16 protein-coding genes are annotated in these 17,093 nt (G+C 58.4%); 11 read left to right on the top strand and 5 right to left on the bottom strand.

Annotation, left to right across the window (positions count from 1 at the left end; translation table 11 throughout):
- Positions 1-41: 41 nt before the first annotated feature.
- Positions 42-3,197, top strand: coding sequence for an error-prone DNA polymerase (locus tag WG915_RS06685; RefSeq protein ID WP_339564604.1), 3,156 nt, complete (start codon positions 42-44; stop codon positions 3,195-3,197).
- A gap of 7 nt (positions 3,198-3,204) precedes the next feature.
- Here the strand turns inward: WG915_RS06685 and WG915_RS06690 are convergent, their stop codons facing one another.
- The gene (locus WG915_RS06690) at positions 3,205-3,471 is read right to left on the bottom strand and encodes a hypothetical protein (RefSeq protein ID WP_339564605.1); all 267 of its coding nucleotides are present in this window, start codon (positions 3,469-3,471) and stop codon (positions 3,205-3,207) included.
- An 897-nt stretch (positions 3,472-4,368) separates the two neighbouring features.
- Positions 4,369-4,938, bottom strand: coding sequence for a trimeric intracellular cation channel family protein (locus WG915_RS06695; RefSeq protein WP_445227796.1), 570 nt, complete (start codon positions 4,936-4,938; stop codon positions 4,369-4,371).
- Positions 4,939-5,251: 313 nt separating this feature from the next.
- On the opposite strand from WG915_RS06695, the gene WG915_RS06700 reads away from it, so the two are divergent.
- From WG915_RS06700 to WG915_RS06735, 8 genes are all read left to right on the top strand, one after another.
- Positions 5,252-6,634, top strand: coding sequence for an anaerobic C4-dicarboxylate transporter (locus tag WG915_RS06700; RefSeq protein WP_339564606.1), 1,383 nt, complete (start codon positions 5,252-5,254; stop codon positions 6,632-6,634).
- Between the two features lie 84 nt (positions 6,635-6,718).
- Positions 6,719-7,180 carry a PH domain-containing protein gene (locus WG915_RS06705; protein ID WP_339564607.1) on the top strand — a complete coding sequence of 154 codons (462 nt, stop codon included), beginning with the start codon at positions 6,719-6,721 and terminating at the stop codon, positions 7,178-7,180.
- Positions 7,177-8,526 (top strand): PH domain-containing protein, encoded by a 1,350-nt coding sequence (locus tag WG915_RS06710; protein ID WP_339564608.1) that lies wholly within the window; start codon positions 7,177-7,179, stop codon positions 8,524-8,526. The genes WG915_RS06705 and WG915_RS06710 overlap by 4 nt, the downstream gene beginning before the upstream one ends.
- A 101-nt stretch (positions 8,527-8,627) precedes the next feature.
- Positions 8,628-9,770 (top strand): metal ABC transporter substrate-binding protein, encoded by a 1,143-nt coding sequence (locus tag WG915_RS06715; RefSeq protein WP_339564609.1) that lies wholly within the window; start codon positions 8,628-8,630, stop codon positions 9,768-9,770.
- Positions 9,757-10,440, top strand: a complete 684-nt coding sequence (locus WG915_RS06720; RefSeq protein ID WP_339564610.1) for a metal ABC transporter ATP-binding protein — start codon at positions 9,757-9,759, stop codon at positions 10,438-10,440. The genes WG915_RS06715 and WG915_RS06720 overlap by 14 nt, the downstream gene beginning before the upstream one ends.
- Complete coding sequence (locus WG915_RS06725; protein ID WP_339564611.1) at positions 10,431-11,273, top strand: metal ABC transporter permease; 843 nt, start codon at positions 10,431-10,433, stop codon at positions 11,271-11,273. Before WG915_RS06720 ends, WG915_RS06725 begins: the two co-directional genes overlap by 10 nt.
- A complete protein-coding gene (locus WG915_RS06730; protein ID WP_339564612.1) occupies positions 11,270-12,088 on the top strand; it encodes a metal ABC transporter permease in 819 nt (272 codons plus the stop codon). Before WG915_RS06725 ends, WG915_RS06730 begins: the two co-directional genes overlap by 4 nt.
- Before the next feature lie 5 nt (positions 12,089-12,093).
- Positions 12,094-12,759 (top strand): metal-dependent transcriptional regulator, encoded by a 666-nt coding sequence (locus WG915_RS06735; protein ID WP_339564613.1) that lies wholly within the window; start codon positions 12,094-12,096, stop codon positions 12,757-12,759.
- Here WG915_RS06735 and WG915_RS06740 read toward each other — a convergent pair.
- Positions 12,756-13,235 (bottom strand): tRNA (cytidine(34)-2'-O)-methyltransferase, encoded by a 480-nt coding sequence (locus WG915_RS06740; protein ID WP_339564614.1) that lies wholly within the window; start codon positions 13,233-13,235, stop codon positions 12,756-12,758. The genes WG915_RS06735 and WG915_RS06740 overlap by 4 nt on opposite strands.
- A gap of 83 nt (positions 13,236-13,318) precedes the next feature.
- Here WG915_RS06740 and WG915_RS06745 point away from each other — a divergent pair, with 83 nt between their 5' ends.
- Positions 13,319-14,170 (top strand): bifunctional methylenetetrahydrofolate dehydrogenase/methenyltetrahydrofolate cyclohydrolase, encoded by an 852-nt coding sequence (locus tag WG915_RS06745; RefSeq protein WP_339564615.1) that lies wholly within the window; start codon positions 13,319-13,321, stop codon positions 14,168-14,170.
- Between the two features lie 6 nt (positions 14,171-14,176).
- Positions 14,177-14,527: a DUF3017 domain-containing protein gene (locus WG915_RS06750; protein WP_445227791.1), complete on the top strand. Its 351-nt coding sequence runs from the start codon at positions 14,177-14,179 to the stop codon at positions 14,525-14,527.
- 32 nt (positions 14,528-14,559) lie between these two features.
- Here WG915_RS06750 and metX read toward each other — a convergent pair whose 3' ends face one another.
- Together metX and WG915_RS06760 are read right to left on the bottom strand one after the other, a co-directional pair.
- On the bottom strand, positions 14,560-15,621 hold the full coding sequence (gene metX, locus WG915_RS06755; protein ID WP_339564616.1) for a homoserine O-acetyltransferase MetX: 1,062 nt from the start codon (positions 15,619-15,621) through the stop codon (positions 14,560-14,562).
- Positions 15,622-15,636: 15 nt separating this feature from the next.
- Positions 15,637-16,950: an O-acetylhomoserine/O-acetylserine sulfhydrylase gene (locus tag WG915_RS06760; protein ID WP_339564617.1), complete on the bottom strand. Its 1,314-nt coding sequence runs from the start codon at positions 16,948-16,950 to the stop codon at positions 15,637-15,639.
- Positions 16,951-17,093: the final 143 nt, after the last annotated feature.

The raw sequence follows: 17,093 nt of genomic DNA on the forward strand, positions 1-17,093 counted from the left end.
TTGGGGTGGAACATGTGTTCTAATTTAGCTACTCTGATGCCGTGGAATGGAATGGCGGTCCGGTTGGCTTCAATGGGCGCCCGCTGAGCTGGTCTAAGTTGGAAAGAATCCTCAGCGGCCGTCGGGTGGAAACACCGGTATCTGTGCTGCATCTGGAAACGCCTGCTGCGGAGAATATTGCAACGCCTGTACGAAATTGCTTCGCCGAGTTGCACGCACATAGCTCATACAACTTTTTGGTCGGCGCCTCAGAACCGACAGACCTCGTTGCTAAGGCAGCGGAGCTAGGCATGCCCGCGTTAGGAGTGTTGGATCGAGACGGCTTCTATGGGGCCGTGAAGTTCGCTGAAGCTGCCGCCACGGCTGGGATTGAAACAGTTTTTGGTGCCGAGCTATCGCTTATCGACGCCCCGCTCACAGTGCTCGCCCGCACCCCCGAGGGCTACCGTCGACTATCCCGGGTTATTTCGATGGCGCGAATGGCTGGCGGAACTAAAGAAGACACCCATTATCCGATGCTTGAGGAACTGGGAGTACATGCTGCACATTGGGTGATTCTGGTAGATCACCGGTGGTTTCCGGCGATTGAACGCTTACTAGCGGTATTCGGAGCTGAAAACATTGTGCTGGAGCATCAGGTGCAGTTGATTCCGGAAGACGCAGACCGGCTCGCTGAGCTGCGTGAGATGCAAGCGAACTGGGGACTACCGGGAATCGTTTCTTGTGTCCCGAACGCCGCAACAGCTCCCGATGCGCGTTTAGCTGCAGCCAAGAACGCCCTGAACTTGCGTCTTGATCTGGGAAGCGCCGAACCACAGTTGCATCCAATGGGAGGCACCTGGCTGCGGAGCGCCGATTCGCTGAAGAAAGCGCTACCGGATGCGCATGATCTGATCGAGCACACTGTGGTGCTCGCTGCTGAATGCGCCTTCACGCTGGACCTTATTGCCCCGAACCTGCCGCACTGGGATGTTCCTCCCGGGCATTCTGAAATGAGTTGGCTGCGGCAGATCACCAAGGAGCGCTATGTCGAGCGCTATGCAGGGCGTTCTGCGGAGGTGCGGCATCGGGCCCAGCAGCAGATCGATTACGAGCTGTCAGTAATCGAGCAGCTGGACTTCCCCGGCTATTTCCTCATTGTTATGGACCTGGTGGATTTTTGCCGAGGTGCCAATATCTTGTGCCAGGGCCGCGGTTCGGCTGCGAACTCTGCTGTGTGCTTCGCCCTCGGTATTACCGCAGTAGAGCCGATCCAGGCGGGTTTGCTCTTTGAGCGCTTTCTTTCCCCGGATCGCGATGGGCCGCCAGACATCGATATTGATATCGAATCCGGTCGGCGCGAGGAAGTAATCCAGTATGTCTATGACAAGTATGGGCGCGATAACGCTGCTCAGGTGGCAAACGTGATCACCTACCGCACGAAGGGGGCGATCCGTGATGCGGGCAGGGCCCTCGGATACCCACAGGGCAGTTGTGATGCCTGGTCGCGGGGAAGCGCGGAACCTCCGGAGCGCGTACTCGAGTTGGCAGCCCGCTTTAAAGGGCAACCACGACACTTGGGCATTCACTCTGGAGGAATGGTGATCTGCGATCGACCAATCGCAGATGTCGTGCCAGTGGAATGGGCACGCATGGCAGGCCGCTCGGTCGTGCAGTGGGATAAGGATGACTGCGCTTCCGCAGGGCTGGTGAAATTTGATCTGCTGGGGTTGGGCATGCTCGAGGCGCTGCATCACATGATGGATTTGGTGCAGGAACATCGCGGGCAGAAGGTGCGACTTTGGGAGCTGGACCTCACCGATACCAACATCTATGAGATGCTCTCTCGTGCGGATGCTGTGGGCGTGTTCCAGGTGGAATCGCGCGCGCAATTGTCTACGCTGCCTCGGCTCAAACCCCGTAACTTCTTTGATCTCGTGGTGGAGGTTGCCCTGATTCGTCCCGGCCCGATCCAGGGCGGTTCGGTGCACCCGTACATTCGCAGGCGTAACGGTCAGGATCCGGTTAGCTTCGACCATCCCTGCCTGGAGCCCGCCCTGCGCAAAACGCTGGGGATACCGCTTTTTCAGGAGCAGCTCATGCAGATGGCGCGGGATGCCGCCGGGTTTTCCGGGGCGGAAGCAGATGCCCTGCGCCGTGCGATGGGCTCGAAACGCTCTCCGGCGAAAATGGCGGCCCTCAAGGAGCGATTCTTCACGGGGCTGCGGGAAAACAATGGCATCGTGGGTGAGATAGCAGACAACTTGTGGAACAAGATGGTGGCCTTCGCCGCCTACGGTTTCCCGGAATCGCACTCCCAATCCTTTGCCAGCCTCGTATTCTTTTCGGCTTGGTTCAAGTATTACTACCCAGCAGAATTCTGTGTGGGGCTGTTGCGTGCCCAACCAATGGGGTTTTACTCGCCACAGTCTCTGATTCAGGATGCACGCCGCCATGGTGTGCGCATCCTGCCGGTCTCAGTCGCGGAATCTGGGGTTGAGGCAGACTGTCCACAGGGCGCGATCCGGCTTGGTCTGAATCTGGTGCGCGGGCTGGGTGCGGAGGCTGCGCAGCGCATTATCGACGCCCGGAACCAGGCTCCCCTGAGCTCGATTGCGGACCTCTCCCGCCGCGCACACTTGAGTGTTTCTCACATGGAATCCCTAGCCAAAGCCGGTGCCCTGGATTGCTTTGGTGTGGATCGTCGGCAGGCATTATGGGAGGCGGGCGTGGCTGCGACGGAAAAAGAGGGCATGCTGCCCGGGCTCTCGGCGATTTCGGCCCCGGCACTGCCGGGAATGAATGCCTTTGAGTTGCTGGTGGCGGATATCGCAACCACCGGAGTAACGCCCGATACGCAGCCTATGTCGATAGTGCGGTCAGCGCTGGCGCAGCAGGGAGTTACAACAGCGAACCAGCTGCTCCAAGTGGAAGATGGGAGGAGGATTCGGGTGGCAGGCGTGGTGACGCATCGACAGCGTCCGCAGACCGCGAGCGGGGTGACCTTTCTTGGCATGGAGGATGAAACTGGGCTGATTAACGTCTTGATCTCTCCCGGCTTGTGGTCTCGGCAGCGCCTAGTGGCGCGTACCGCGAAGGCCTTGCTCGTTCGGGGCATAATTCAGAATGCGGCGGGCGCGCCGACGCTGGTGGCAGATCGCCTGGAGCCACTCCCCGTCGGGGAGTGGCTGAGCAGGGGGTCGCGGGACTTTAGGTAGCGGCGCCCTAGGGGCCCATCCCGAAGCTGAATCCGAACAACGTGAAGGCGAAAAGCATCAGCACGATGTCGATCCACGGGGCGAGGATTGCTAGCGCCGCAATGGTGAACTGGCGCTTGCGGACGGCCACAATAATCGCCGCGATGGTCAAGGGGATGGCGGCCGCGACGCGGAACGCGTCACTGGCTCCGAATTCGTCGGCGCAGACCAGCGCCGCCACTAGAAAGGCGGCGATGAGAGTTACGCGGCTGAGGATATTGTCAAACTTTTCCATAGCTCTTTCTATAGGAACCTAGAGGAGCTTACCTTGGCAAACTCCTAGTGGATTCTGGACTCGGCAATTGTCTCGTGCCCACGAAATGGCGTGCTTCATTGCGTGAAGATGCGCGATTTCGTCCCAGGTATACGAACCCGCATTATGATCCAGTTCATGTTGAGTGGAATCAATAAGCGCCTGATCGCAAGCTTTCTTTGCGTTCAAATCGGACTGATCCCGTAGACAAACATCATGTGTTCGGCAAGCCTCGTCGGCTGGCTTTCCTTCCTGAGGCTCTCCTGGTTGGGAGTTGTTTGGGCCACAGTAACGCCACTTATACATGAAACCATCAAGGCCTCTGGTCGCAGTTGGATCTGCAAAACCATTGATGTACTCACCTGCCCGGATTGCTGTTTTAGAAGCTCCAGCATTTTGAGCGACTTGCGTGTCAAAATGAGGTACACCGTCGGTGTCGGTGTACTTATCGATCTCTTGGTCCAAAGCCTGGCTATCGTGTTGTGTGGCGTAGGTGGCTTCCAGTTCGGTAGGGGAAGCGCTAGATAGCGGTGTGCATACTAGCGCGGCAAAGCAGCATAGTGCTGCTGAAGAAAAGCGGAGGGTTTTTTAATCAAAACGAAAGAACTCCTTGAGGTTGGGGGGAAAACTTGCGGTCGCCAGTTTAAGGTAAGCCAAACCTAATTGAATGATGTTCAATAATTTGTTATAAACTCCTGATGATTTTGTTATTAATTGGCAACAGGGAATTTCTATGTTCGATTTTGTCGGTATGCAAGATGTGGGATGTACTTTTTGGGGGTGTGAGTTTCAATGACGGGATTGATATCAAGAGGTGACGCTCCCGCGATTGGGGCCTCGGCGTGGCAGTGTCGTCCGAGCAGTGAGCCAAATCCGGCGCTAGGTTCTTTCCTGGTAGTCGAAAACGGGCAGTGACCAGCTGCGCCAGATGGCGAGCAAACGCAGTGTGACGGCAACACAGACGGAAACGATAACCGTGACTGGTTCGGAAGTGCCAAGCCAATCCATGAAGAAGTAGACGCACGTGGCTAACACTGCAACGGAGGCGTACAGCTCCTTTTGGAAAACCAGCGGAAGTTGGTTACTGAGTAGGTCTCGCAGTACGCCTCCGAACACGCCGGTGATCACTGAGGCCACCACCGCGATGATGAAGCCGTGACCTTGGCGTATCGCTACTTCGGTGCCGATCACTGCGAAAGCAGAGAGGCCGATGGCATCGAGCACGAGGAACATCACACGGAAATTCTCGAGCAGAAACGGCATGCTCACAGTAAGCAGGGAGGCTGCCCAAATAAGCAGCAGCCAATGGGGCTCGGCCACCCAGGACAGGGGGTAGTGGCCCAGCAGTATGTCTCGGATAGAGCCACCGCCGATTGCGGTAACGGAGGCAATGACGCCTACTCCGAAGAGGTCCATTTTCCGGCGGCCGGCAGCCAAAGCGCCGGTCATTCCTTCAGCAGTGATGCCGATGATCCACAGGGCTTTGAGCAGGGTAAACACTGATGGGCCGCCTCTTTTGCTTGGAAGTGCTGACCTGAATCAGATTAGCGGACGGAAGAATCGTGGGGGCAATGACCCGGAGAGAATCCCTATCCGACGAGTGTGGGCAGTTAAGGCACCGCTAAAGCGTGATGTCAAGCTGGAACGATGTGGGATATGTCTATGAATGTTGACTTTCCAACATAACCGATTCAGTTTTAAGTTGGAAATAATCAACAAACTGAATCTCACTGAGGGATTCCCACCTTGAAAGGGGAGATCTGTGCTCGCCACAATTCTCGACCCATCAACAACGCTAGCGATAGTCCTGCAAGTCGCCGTCGTCCTGTTCTGCCTCCTCCTGGGTACTAGGTATGGCGGCATTGGCCTTGGCTTGATCTCAGGCTTTGGCCTGCTTCTCATGGTGTTCTTGTTCGGCCTTGAGCCGGGCAAGCCGCCTGTCGACGTCATGCTGACCATCATCGCGGTGATCGGCTGCGCCGCCACACTGCAACAAGCCGGTGGCCTAGACGTGATGATGCAATACGCGGAAAAGTTGCTGCGTAAGAAGCCGGAGATGATCACCATCCTGGCGCCGCTGACTACCTGGTTCCTCACGGTGCTGTGTGGAACGGGCCACGTGGTGTACACGATGTTCCCGATTATTGAGGACATCGCGATTAAGAAGGGCATTCGCCCGGAGCGCCCGATGGCAGTATCTTCCACCTCGGCGCAGATGGGTATTACCGCTTCGCCGGTGTCGGTTGCTACCGTGTCGCTCGCCTCGATCCTGGCCAAGGACGCCGGTGTCATCGAAAAGGCCTATTCGATCCCGCAGATCCTCATGGTGGCAATTCCCGCTTCGCTGGCTGGCGTGTTGCTCGCGGCGTTGTGGTCGCTGCGCCGTGGTAAGGATCTGGACAAGGACGAGGAATTCCAGGAGCGGATGAAGGATCCGGAGTTCAAGGACATGGTCTACGGTTCCTCCGAGACCCTGATCGGAAAGGTCTTCCCCAAGGAGTCTTTCCGTGCGATGTGGACGTTCTTCACCGCCATCGCCGTGGTGGTTGTGCTCGGTGCCTTTGAAAAGCTTCGCCCTGCCTTCGAGGGTAAGAAGGGCATGGAGCCGCTGTCCATGAACCTGGTCATCCAGATGGTTATGCTCGTTGCCGGTGCGTTCATCCTGATTTTCTGCAAGGTGGAGTCCGGCAAGATCGCCAACACGACGGTGTTCAAGGCCGGCATGACCGCCGTGTTCTCCGTCTTCGGCGTGGCCTGGATGGCAGATACCTTCTTCCAGACACATATCGACGCCCTCAAGGGCTCGCTGGGTGGTGTCGTGGAGACCGCGCCTTGGGCTTATGCAATTGTCCTGTTGATCGTATCCAAGCTGGTGAATTCCCAGGCTGCCGCCCTCGTTGCTATCGCCCCGATCGGCCTTCAGCTCGGTGTTGCCCCTGAGCTCATCGTCGGCTTCTATGGCGCGGCATACGGCTACTTTATTCTGCCGACCTACCCTTCGGACCTGGCCTGCATCGGCTTCGACAAGACAGGCACTACTCGCATCGGCAAGTACGTGCTCAACCACTCCTTCATCATCCCGGGTTTCATTTCCGTGATTACCTCCTGTGTGGTGGGTTCCTTCCTCGCGCAAGTAGTGCTTTAACGCCTTCAACTGCAATCGCCAGCGAGTCTCTCCGAAAAGTCGGGAGCCGCTGGCGTTGTGTTATCCAGGTTTAGGATGGGAGGTATGACAACTCCGCTCCATCCGGTCTCGCCCAAACTTGTCAAAGTTCGATACCTGGTGGTCTTGCCGTGGACATTGATTGCCATCCTTGGCTTCCTTATTCCGGCACTGCTTATCGACGCCTGGTTCTACGTAGGAGCGACAATATTCTTCCTCCTGTTCCTCTGGCAGCTCTGGCTGATCCCAGCTCAGGTAAAGAAGCTTGGCTGGCTTGAATCGGAGCAAGAACTGCTCCTCACCAAAGGCAAGCTTTGGCATGTATTCACAGTGGTGCCCTATGGCCGCATCCAGTTCGTCGACGTGAAGGCCGGCCCCATTGAGCGCGCGTTTGGACTTAAACACGTAGAGCTGCACACGGCGTCGTCGACAAGCGATGCCAAAGTGCGGGGCCTGCCGGGAGCTGACGCCGATGCGCTGCGCACTCGCTTGGCCGAGCGGGCTCGCGAAAGGATGAACGGGCTGTGAGGGAATTTCAGCGCGTGCATCGCGCGACCCCATTGTTGAAGTTCTGGACGACAATCCTGGCGGTGTTCGCGGTAATCATCGCGAACATTAATTCCGTCGGATTGAAGGAAATTGCGGATTTCCTGCGGGGTGAAGAGGTGCAATTGTGGTGGTTCGCCGCGGGTATCGGGGTGTTCTTACTGTCTTGTGCGCTGGTGTGGGGGATTTCTGGAATATGGTGGCGGGCGATGGGCTTCCGGCTCGGCGATGACGAGGTTGAGCTCAAACACGGCGTTATCTCAACCACCGTTCGCTCGGCGCGCTATGAACGGATCCAATCCGTGGACGTGGTTGAACCCGTGATCGCGCGCATCTTCCGGGTGGCAAAGGTGCGGATTGAAACCGCTGGTGGTGCGGGGTCAACCCTGGAGATTCTCTATTTGCGGAAACCCAAGGCTGAGCGCGTCTGCGCAGAAGTTCTGGCGCGGGCGCGTGGTGAGGACATGGAGGAACGGCCCTTAACAGAACCAGTACATGCTGCTCTCATTCCAGAGATCCCTATTCAGCGCAGTCTGCTCGCCGCAGTAATTCACCCAGCTAGCATCGTGGTGCTGCTTTCAACTGTTTTCGGGTTTGTCGTGCCGGGTGGCTTTGGTGCGGTGATCCCGGTGTTCGTGGGCCTGCTGCCGTGGGTGTGGGGGATCGTGGACAAGAGTTGGCGTTTTACAGCTGAGGTGGACAATGATGCCTTGAATGTCACATACGGGCTTGCTGATAAGCGCAGACAAACCATCCCGCTGGCTCGGATTCATGCGGTGAAAATCGCCCAGCCAGTGCTGTGGCGGCCATTCAACTGGTGGAGCGTTATCGTTTCCACCGCTGGCTATGGCATGAGAGACAAGCAGGCCGGGACGTCGATGTTGCTACCGGTGGGAACTCGGGAGCAAGCCCTGGCGATGTTGTGCGTGCTCAGCCCGCTCACGGAGCAGGACGTTGTCACGCATGCTCAGCCGGAGCGGGCGACGCAGCCGCAGTATCGCAGTCCGAAATCCGCGTGGTGGGTATCGCCGATTGATCAAGGTCAACAGGCGGTAACCCTGCTGGGGGAGCGAGCGGTGGTAACTCATTCTGGGCGTTTTGGGCATCGAATGAGTGTGATTGCGCCGGAGCATATCCAAGAACTCTCGCTACAACGCGGTCCGATCGCGCAGGGCCTCGGGCTGGCTGATGTCCGCTTTGACCTGGTTCCTGGTCCAGTGCAGATGTCGGGGAAGCAGCTGCTACTCGCGGATGCGCAGCAGCTGCTGGAAGTACTGCGGAAACGCGCGCTGCCGAGCATTCAAAACGCGATAAGTTCAAGGCATTGAACAAAGAATTTCATATGCAATAATTTCTTGCTAGGGTGTTTCTGAACATGACGATTGCCCATTAGGGGCCTCGCCACCCCTCTAGCAAGAAGGACACCTACGTGAAAAATTCGCGTCTCCGCCTCAGCGTTAGCGCTCTGGCGCTTAGTTGCTGTCTCGTCTCCTGCGCAGCGCCGCAGCTAGGTCAAGGAAGCTCCGGGCTGAAAGTAGTGGCAACTACCACGCAGATTTGTGACTATGTCACCCAGATCGCTAGCGCTGCAGGCGGCGAAGGGCTGGAATTTACCAAGACGGATTCTCAAGGCGTCACCAGCACGCATGGCTCCGGTGAAGCCGCACTCGAATTGACGTGCCTCTTGGCCCCAAACGCTTCTGCACACGACCACGAAATGACCCCACAGCAGATGGCGGCACTCAATCGCGCAGACCTACTGCTGAGCAACGGCGTAGATCTGGAGAACTTCCTCGACCAAGCAGTGGCCTCCTCTGGATTTGAGGGCACCAAACTCATAACCTCAGGCCACCAAGAGGGCACCTCAGAGAAGGAAAAATACACCGTTGATCACGGCAGCAAGAAGGTAGAGGTAGCGCCGTGGCCTTTCGACGGAGAGGACGGCGCGCCCCCGGAGTTCAAATACGATCCCCACGTGTGGACCAGTCCTAAAAATGCGACTGTCCAGGTGGAAAACATCGGCGCTGCGCTGCAGCAGGCAGATTCGGAGCATGCAGAACTCTGGCGGGAGCGCACCGCTGCGTACACAAAGCAGCTCGCGGAGTTGGCGCGGTGGACGTCGGAAAGCATGGCGACGGTACCGCAAGAAGACCGGATCCTGTTCACATCCCACGATGCCTTCGGCTACCTATCCCATGACTTTGATATCAAGTTCATCGGCTCCGCGCTATCAGACTTCAACTCACAGCAAGACGCCACCAACCAACATCTCCAAGCCGGGGTGCAGCAAGTCAAAGAAGCGCGCGCAACCTCGATCTTCGCGGAGAACTCCAACAGTGCAAAATCCATCGAAGCAATTGGACGCGCTGCGGGCGTGCGGGTAATCACGGGAGATGAGGCCCTGTATGGAGACTCGCTCGGACCTGCGGGCACTGACGGCGAAACGTACGTGGGCTCTATTACTCACAACATCACCAACCTGGTGAGCGCATGGGGCGGCACCGCCGCGCCTCTGCCTGCTGCCTTGGACGGATACGCGCCAAAGGATACGGTCGAGCATGCTGAACGTTAAAGATGCCAGCTTCGGATATACGGCAACCCCCGCGGTATCCGAGGTAACTTTTCACCTGCCAGCGGGCCAAGCGCTTGCCCTGATCGGCCCCAACGGTTCGGGGAAAACTACCCTGCTCAAGGGCCTGCTCGGGCAAATACGACAGTTCTCCGGAACTGTAGCCATGGCCCCTGATGCCACGATTGGCTACGTCCCGCAAACTACCGAATTCGACCTGACCTTCCCAATAACCGCGCAGCAAGTTGTCGGGATGGGACTATATACGCAGCGCTCCTGGCTGCGCTTCAGCCCGAACCAGGAGCACCGCGCCCGAGTACGACGGGCGCTGCGCCGGGTACAGCTGGAGGATCAGGCAGACGCCCGGTTCGGAACCTTGTCAGGAGGTCAACGTCAACGGGTCCTCCTCGCGCGTGCCCTCGTGGCCGATCCCAGCCTAGTGCTGTTGGACGAACCATTTAATGGCCTTGACCCGGACAGTAGGGAAGTTCTCCTAGAAATCATCGATGAGCTGAAGGCCGATGGAGTGAGCTTGATCAGCTCTACCCACGACCTGCAACTCGCCCGACGCTGCTGCGAATACACCCTGGTACTGGCCGGGAAACAACGCGCATGTGGTCCCACCAAGCAGGTGCTGGCTCACGCCAGAGTGGACGAACTGCTATGCACTTAATTCAGTACGTTCTAGGAACCGATTATTTGCTACGGCCCCTACTGATGTTGCTGGTGTTGAGCGCAGCCGCCGGCGTTGCTGGGGCACTAGTGAACCTGAAGCGAGCAGAGTTTCGCGCCGAGGCTATGGTGCACTCGGTGTTTCCGGGCATCGTCGGAGGCTTCGTGTGGGGTGGCACCGAGTCGATTCTCGTAGGTGCATCTCTCGCGGCTGTGGTGACTGCTGCGATCCTGACCTTTCGGCGGTCCCATTCCGCGCATAGCGCAGGAGAGGAAGCCGGCACCGCAGTGGTCTTGAGCTCCTTTTACTCCCTCGGCATCGTCGCAGCCTTGTACTTTTCAGACAAGTCGGGTCAATTAGAGGCGCTAATGTTCGGGCGGTTGTTGGAGATGACTGAGGCCCGCTTCTTGCAATCAGTGGTCCTGTGCCTAGCCGCACTAGCGCTTTTGCTGTTGAGCTGGCGTTCGCAAGTCTTTCTCGCCTTTGATCCACAGGCGGCCGCCGGGGCCGGGATCGTGGGCTGGCGCTGTGAGTTGATACTGAATCTAGCGATCGCGGCAGTCGTTGTCGCCGGATCTTCCGTGGTCGGGGTCCTGCTCGTGGTCGGATTCCTGGTGGTCCCGGGCGCCGCCGCGCGCCTCGTCGCCCCGACTTCGGCTGCAATGGTGGCCTGGTCCGTGGCGGTCGCCGCCCTCGGCAGTGTTGTCGGAATGTGGTGGATGCTGCAAAGCAGCAGTCGACCGGTGTCCCCGCAGGCGGCAGTTTCGCTGGCTTTGGTCGGCGTGTTTTTCTTGGTGCTCTTTGCCCGAACTGTTAGTAGGAGTGTGCGATGATCCCCGTTTTTCCGCTCGTCGAGGCGCTTAGCGTCGGCGCAGCTGCCGGTCTGGTCGGGGCTGTGGCGGTATTGCACCGGCGGGTGTTCTTTAGTGAAGCGATCACTCATGCTACGTTCCCCGGTGCCGTGCTTGGTGTGGTCTTGGCGGCAGCATTTGTCCCGGGGATCAGTGCGTCTGGGCTCTCTGTGTTCTTGTTTCTCGGGGCGTTCGCAGCGTGTATCCCGCTGGCCGGCATGATGCGTGTACTGGAAGTGCGCGCCGGGCTTAGCGCCCAAGCAGCGGCAGGCGTTGTGCTCACTCTGGGCTTTTCCGGAGGCTACTTTTTGGCAAAGTGGTTTCAGCCGCTCCCGCTGCGGGTGGACTCTTTCCTCACTGGCTCAATTCTGACAGTCAATGCCCTTGATATCGCCGCTGCTACAGGGCTGCTCTTGATCGCAGGGGCTGTGGTGTGGGCGCTGCGGTGGCCGTTGGTCTACACCGCATTTGACCGTAACTTTCCTGGTCAGCGCACCGCGCTTTTCGACGCCATCGTGCTCATCCTCATCTGTCTGACGGTTGTCGTGTGTATCCCCGCGGTCGGCACGATCTTGCCGATCGCATTGATCGCGGCTCCGGCGGGGACTTTGTGGACTACCGCGAAGGATCCCTTATGGTTCCTGGCTGGCTCTGCAGTCTTGGGCGCCACGTTAGCGGTATTCGGATTGACGATAGCAGTAGGGCTTAGCTTGTCTGCTGGCGGAATGATCGCCCTGGCAGGAGGATGCTGCTTTGCCCTATCAGGCCTATGGCGGCGGAGCGGTCTACTACAGTAAAGCTCATGCATGTTTCTGACTTGCCCATGAAGACTCAGGACTACTTGAAAATCCTGTGGGATATTGCGGAACGCACCGGCGAACCCGCAAGCCTGGGGGAAATTGCCGCCATCCTGGGGCAACGGACCTCCACTACCTCGGAGGCAATCAAGCGGCTGGGAGCCCAAGACCTCGTGCACCATGAGCGCTACGGTGGGATCACTCTGACCGACCTGGGGCGCTCCTTGGCGTTGGGGATGGCGCGCCGCCACCGCTTGATCGAAACGTTCCTCGTTCGGACCTTGGGCTATAGCTGGGATGAGGTTCACACAGAGGCAGACATGCTTGAGCACGCGGTATCGGATGAGTTCATTGCCCGCTTAGATACGCATTTGGGCCACCCCACGCACGATCCGCACGGTGACCCGATCCCTACCGCGCAGGGGGAGGTCGAGGATATGGACCGCCTGCATCTCGGACAGATTGAGCCGGGCACGGTAGTCGAAGTCCTACGCATCCATGATGGGGACCCGGAGTTGCTGCGCTACCTGGCCAAACATGGCATTGTGCCAGGTCAGCAGTTGAGCCTGGGGGAGGCAGCCTTCGGGGGGATGCAGCTGGTCAACGTGGGTTCCCGCGAAGTAGCGCTAGCCGACGCCGGCTTGGCCGCGATCAACGTGCGCGAGGTCTAGCTACCAACGAAGCCCAGCTGTCGCCACGCCTCATAGGCTGCAACTGCCGCCGCGTTGGATAGGTTCATCGAGCGACGACCTGGCAGCATCGGGATCCGTACCTGCTGGGTGATGCGGTCGTGGCCGAGGGCATAGTCCGTTAAACCGGTTGGCTCGGTACCAAAGAGCAGCACATCCCCATGCTGGTACTGCACATCTGCGAAACTATTCTCGCAGTGCGCAGTGAAGGCAAAGACCCGCGCGCCGGGGATCGCGTCGAAAGCAGCGTCAAGGTTCTCATGGACGCGCACATCAGCGAGATCGTGGTAATCCAACCCCGCTCGCCGGAGGTTTTTCTCTGCCAAATCAAATCCCAGCGGGCCCGTCAGGTGCAGAATCGCTCCGGTTCCCGCGCACATCCGGATCGCGTTTCCCGTGTTAGGTGGGATGACGGGTTGCTCGAAGATGACGTGGGCAAAAGGGGATTCGACGTGCATAACCATTGAGGATACGCGTGGAGTTGGCGTCGATAAGCACCGCGCGGTCGGAAGGGTGAACAAACCGTGGAATAATGAAAGCCATGACTGCTACGAAGCTGGATGGAAATCTGTACCGCGACGAGATCTTCGCAGACCTTAAGGAACGCGTGGCTGCGCTGAAAGACAAAGGTATCGTGCCCGGGCTGGCAACTGTGCTGGTCGGCGACGATCCTGCTTCCCATTCCTATGTGAAGATGAAGCACCGCGACTGTGAACAGATCGGTGTGAAGTCGATCCGTAAGGATCTTCCAGCAGACGTGTCGCAAGAAGAGCTGCTCGCGGTTATCCAGGAGCTCAATAATGATCCTGAATGCACTGGCTACATCGTGCAGTTGCCTTTGCCGAAGCATCTCGATGAAAACGCAGTACTCGCAGCTATTGATCCAGCCAAGGATGCCGACGGCTTGCATCCAGTTAACCTCGGCAAGCTGGTGCTGAACGAGCCCGCCCCATTGCCGTGTACTCCGAACGGTGCGATCTCTCTGCTGCGTCGTTTCGATGTGGAACTGGCTGGCGCGAAGGTGGTGGTGATCGGACGTGGTGTCACTGTTGGTCGCCCTATCGGTCTCATGCTGACCCGGCGTTCTGAAAACGCCACCGTGACGTTGTGCCATACCGGCACTAAGGACTTGGCTGCGGAGACGCGCACTGCGGATGTCATCGTTGCCGCCGCTGGCCAACCGCACATGTTGACCGCTGACATGGTGAAGCCTGGGGCAGCAATCTTAGACGTTGGGGTGTCTCGCAAAGACGGCAAGCTGCTTGGCGACGTCCACCCGGACGTCTGGGAGACAGCAGGTTTCGTCTCACCAAACCCCGGGGGAGTCGGACCATTGACCCGTGCATTCCTCGTTCGCAACGTTGTCGAACGAGCGGAACAACAGGCAAACTAGGCAATCATGCCGTTGTTGCCACCTCCACCACCACACGTTGCAGCCGCGCTCAGAAATCCGCATGATGAGGGCATGCCGCCCTCGCGACTATCCCCACTGCTGCAGCGTATCGCGTTGCTCGCTTTCGTGCTTTTCGTTGCACTCTCGGCTGTATGCGCGCTGACGGAGCACTGGCGGCGGGCCACCTTCGTCCTCGGCGGAGCGCTCTGCCTGCTGGCGGTGGTTCGTCTGACCTGCGACTCAAAGCTACTAGGCGTCCTTGCAGTGCGGTCACGGAACTTTGATGTGTTCTTTGAGACGGTGCTGGGCCTGGTAATGGTGTTTCTAGCTGTTTCGGTGGACTCGCTCGGAAGCTAGTTGAGTGGCGCGAAGGCTAGCTCTCACGAGTGCTAAGTATGCGTTTGTCCGGCGAGTCGGAAGAACCGGCGTATGAGCTGATCCAACTGACGGGTTTCCGTGAGGAACGCGTCGTGCCCCACCGGGGAGACGATCTTTCCCATTCCAAGTAGGTTTCCCAGGTTTCGCGATAGGTGCTCTTGCTGGTGGTACGGGTACAAGATGTCTGTGTCTACGCCGACTACGAAGGTGGGAACGGTGATGTTAGTGAGGGCTCGGTTCAGACCACCACGGCCGCGACCCACGTCATGCCTATTGAGGGACTCCGTAAGGGTGACATAGGAGCCGGGGTCAAAACGTTCCGCGAGTTTCTCTGCTTGGTAGTCCAGATAGCTTTCTACCGCAAAGCGGTGTTCCCGCGAGCGGAACGGCCCCCGGGGATCCTCACCAGCTTGTGCATCTGTGCCGAAGCGTTCATCGATTTCCAGTTCGCCGCGGTAAGTCAGATGGGCGAGTTTTCGCGCAGTACTCATCCCGGAGATCGGACCAGGGCCGTGTTCGTAATAGTCGCCGCCCCGCCACTCAGGGTCGCCTTCGATCGAGGCGATCTGTTGGGCCTGGATACCGATCTGCCACGCACTGGCACGGGCGGATACTGCGAGAATCATGGCTGAGGCGACGCGATCGGGGTACATCGCAGCCCACTCGAGTGCGCGGGCACCGCCCATTGATCCGCCGATCACTGCAGATACCTGATCGATTCCAACAGCTGACAACGCTCGCTGTTCAGCCGCCACTTGATCTCGAATGGAGATCGCAGGGAATCGCGAACCCCACCGGCCGCCGTCGGGATGCTGCGAGGACGGGCCGGTGGAGCCTTTGCAGCCACCGATGACATTCGTGCAGATCACGTAGTTGGAGTTGGTGTCAATCGCCAACCCCGGGCCGATGAGCCCGGGCCACCAGCCAGTAGCGTCGCTGTCGCCGGTGAGCGCGTGCTCAATGAGCACGACGTTCTCACTGCGTGGATCGCCCCAGGTTTGATAAGCGATGGTCACATCGCGGATCCTCGCCCCAGCCTCAGTGGTGAAGTCTCCAATTGCTACGGTCTGCATCTTTCAGCCTGCTTTCTAAATGGCCTGGAGCCCGGCGCGAAGGTCAGCAATAATGTCCTCGATATCCTCAATGCCCACCGAAAGGCGAATCGTGGATTGGCTGATTCCGGCTCGTTCTAAGCCTTTGGCATCAGATTGGGAATGAGTGGTGGAGGCAGGATGGACTACCAGGGACCGGACGTCGCCAACGTTGGCGAGGTTCGAATGCAGTTTCAACGCGTCGATGAGCCGCCACGCTTCCTCGCGACCACCGGCGACATCGAAGGACAGCACCGCTCCGGCATGCTGCAGACCCAGCTTTTCCTTCACACTGAACCATGGGGAGGACTGGAGACCTGCGTAGTTTACAGAGACCACCTTTTCCTGCTCGCTGAGAAACTCGGCAACGGCCAGCGCGTTCGTATTGTGGCGCTCGAGGCGCAAGCTTAAGGTGTCAAGTCCTTGGGCAGTAACCCAAGCATTGAACGGGGAAGGGGCGGCGCCGGTGTCACGCAGGATACCGACCCTGGCTTTCAGCCCGAACGCAGGGGCTCCGAGCTCAGCATATTTTAGGCCATGGTAAGCCGGATCTGGGGTGGTGAACTGCGGGAATACGGGTTTGCCGTTTCTTTCTACCGTCCAGTCGAACTTTCCGCCGTCGATAAGCACGCCGCCTAGGCCGGAGCCGTTGCCGGTGTAGAACTTGGTTAGGGAGGCTACCACGATGTCGGCGCCGAGCTCGAGGGGCTTGACGACGGCAGCAGTGGCAAGCGTGTTGTCCACAATGAGGGGCACACTATTGCGGTGTGCGACCTCCGCGATTGCGGGGATGTCGAGGATATCTGCTACTGGATTGCCGAAGGTTTCGCCGTAGAAGGCGACGGTGTTTTCCTGCACTGCTGCTTGCCAGGACTCGGGGTCGTCGGGGTTTTCCACGAAGGTGGTTTCGATGCCGAGCCGTTTCAGGGTGACTTGGAATAGTGTTTGGGTGCCACCATAAAGGCGCGGTGAGCTGACGATATGGCTACCGGCCTCGGCCAGGTTGAGAATCGTGGCAGTCTCGGCGGCCTGGCCGGATGCGAATAGTACTGCGTGTACGCCGCCTTCGAGATTTGCGAGGCGGTCTTCCACAACACTGACGGTCGGGTTAGTGAGTCGAGAATAGACCGGGCCGGCATCGGAGAGGTCGAAACGCTTGGATGCGTGTTCGGCAGAGTCGAAGACGTAGCTGGAGGTGAGATAAATCGGGAGGTTTCGGGCGCCATTGTCACTGTCTACTGGTTGCGCGGCGTGGATCGCCCGGGTGGAAAAGCCCCACTGGGAGGTGTCGGAGTTGTCGTACTTGCTCATGGTGTGTCCTTTCGGTGGAATTTCACACAAATGTAGCGGACAGCTCAGTCTATGTAAACAGCTTTGTCTATTATTTTTAGTTTGTGCAGGTAGTGACGGTGTTGGGGGTAGACGGCTTTGTTCGCTGGGGTGTGGATTGGTGA

The sequence above is a fragment of the Corynebacterium sp. H128 genome, from assembly GCF_037482625.1.
Classification (GTDB): Bacteria; Actinomycetota; Actinomycetes; order Mycobacteriales; family Mycobacteriaceae; genus Corynebacterium.